Origin of the sequence: Candidatus Darwinibacter acetoxidans, assembly GCF_041936445.1 — a bacterium.
GTDB lineage: Bacteria > Bacillota > Limnochordia > Darwinibacteriales > Darwinibacteriaceae > DTU010.
In genome coordinates, this window is record NZ_JBHGXH010000198.1 from 1 (window position 1) to 1,798 (window position 1,798).

General features: G+C 61.7%; 3 protein-coding genes. All 3 read left to right on the plus strand.

What is annotated here, in order from left to right; genetic code table 11:
- Positions 1-332, plus strand: a 332-nt coding sequence (locus ACE4YL_RS07645) for a putative PDDEXK endonuclease (RefSeq protein ID WP_461369448.1), incomplete at its 5' end; no start/stop codon positions are given.
- Positions 329-1,096 carry a DNA-methyltransferase gene (locus ACE4YL_RS07650; RefSeq protein ID WP_461369449.1) on the plus strand — a complete coding sequence of 256 codons (768 nt, stop codon included), beginning with the start codon at positions 329-331 and terminating at the stop codon, positions 1,094-1,096. The genes ACE4YL_RS07645 and ACE4YL_RS07650, both read left to right, overlap by 4 nt.
- A gap of 286 nt (positions 1,097-1,382) precedes the next feature.
- The gene (locus ACE4YL_RS07655) at positions 1,383-1,694 is read left to right on the plus strand and encodes a hypothetical protein (protein ID WP_461369450.1); all 312 of its coding nucleotides are present in this window, start codon (positions 1,383-1,385) and stop codon (positions 1,692-1,694) included.
- The last annotated feature ends 104 nt before the right edge of the window (positions 1,695-1,798 follow it).

The window sequence follows — 1,798 nt, forward strand, 5'->3', positions numbered from 1 at the left end:
AGGACCTGGTCGACCGCCTCGGCATCGACCCCGGTGACGTCCAGAGCACGGCGATGGGACAGTCCGGCTGTGATCTCTACCTCTCGCCGGCGGCCCGGGTACAGTTCCCCTTCGGCATCGAGTGCAAAGCGCAGGAACGGATCGCCTTGCCGGAGTGGTGGAAACAATGCACCCGAAACGCGGCAGCAGAGGGTCTCGCCCCTCACCTCATCCTGAAGCAGAGCCGGCGGGAGCCGCTTGCCGTGCTCCGGTGGAGCGACCTCCTCGCGCTGCTCCGGCACGATCACCGATGGGAGAACCTCGCGGAAGGGTTGACGGGGGGTCGGGTATGACACTGGAGATCGACCGGATTTACTGCGGCGATTGCCTCGACCTCATGCGCGAGATCCCCGATCAGAGCGTGGATCTGGTTCTCACCGACCCGCCGTATGGGGTGACCCAAAACCGATGGGACGTGCCTGTGCCGTTTGAGGATCTTTGGGCGGCACTCGGCAGGGTCGTCAAGGATCGCGCCCCGACGGTCATGTTCGGGATACCTCCATTTTCATCACAGGCAATCGTCTCAAATCCGAAATGGTATAGATACTCGTGGATCTGGGACAAACATCTCCCGGCCGGGTTCCTAAACGCGAACCGCGCCCCCCTCCGTCGATATGAAGTTATCTCGGTGTTCTCGAAGAAAGCACCAACATACTATCCCCAAAAGACCAGGGGGTCTCCTTATCGGAAAAGGCGTAACACCTCTGCTGGCCGGAATTACGGAGCATATGCCCCGAGCGAGACAGTCAACGAAGGGACGCGGTACCCTACGGACATTATCGACCAGTTTCACAACGCCGCGCGGAAGGGAGACCACCCGACGCAAAAACCCGTTGACCTCCTGGAATATCTGATTATGACCTACACGAGGCCCGGCGATGTCGTCCTCGACCCATTCCTCGGCAGCGGCACAACGGCGATCGCCTGCCTCCGCACCGGAAGGCACTTTATCGGCATCGAGAAGCACGAACCCTACTTCATCAAGGCTCAGGAGCGGATCGACAAGGAGCGAGCGCAGGTACGGCTCTTCGATACACTGGGAGGGGTGACAGCATGACCCGGATCATCCGCATCGAACTCTGCGACGAGTGCCCTCATGCTGCCGGCTCCCGGAGCTGCCGAGCAAGCCAGTGGTGCGATGAGGGCGGCATCCTCCGGTGTCGAAAGTTCACTGACTACCCTCTCATCCCAGACTGGTGCCCGCTGGAGCTGGCCGGCCCGGACTGGCGGCCGCCCGCGACCTCCTCCGTATAAAGTAGTATTATTACTAAAACCACTAAAACAGATATCTTTATCTATTCTGGGCCCCCATATACTCCCTAAGCCAAATCGGAGGCTCCGACATGTCAAGACTGGCAACATTCCTGATCGCGGTCCTCGACGCGATCCGCGCACTTTTCTCCCCTACATCGCCTCCCGATCCTCTCGCCCCGCGCGATCCCGGCACCCCTGCCGCATCCCGGCCCCGCGCGCTCTCGCCGACCGTCCGCGCCTTCATCCTCGACGGCCACACTCCGCAGGATCGGGCGGTGCTCGAACAACAGATCAACTACTACGAAGCCGCCGGGCGGACCTCCTACACGCTCTGGTATCCTGGCGGTTACTACCTCGTCAAGGACGGGCAGGTCGTCGGTTCCGGGAGGGGTGAGGAGTGATCGAGGGCCTCCCCGACCTCGCCCCGATCGCCGCACCGCTCGTGACGCTCGCGATCGGTTATCTCGCAGGGAGCCTCGTCTACCGCAGGGTTAAGGCGGCCTTC

Coding starts and splice junctions, on each gene's coding strand:
- ACE4YL_RS07650 (WP_461369449.1), top strand. CDS start 329: ATGACACTGGAGATCGACCGGATTTACTGCGGCGATTGCCTCGACCTC.
- ACE4YL_RS07655 (WP_461369450.1), top strand. CDS start 1,383: ATGTCAAGACTGGCAACATTCCTGATCGCGGTCCTCGACGCGATCCGC.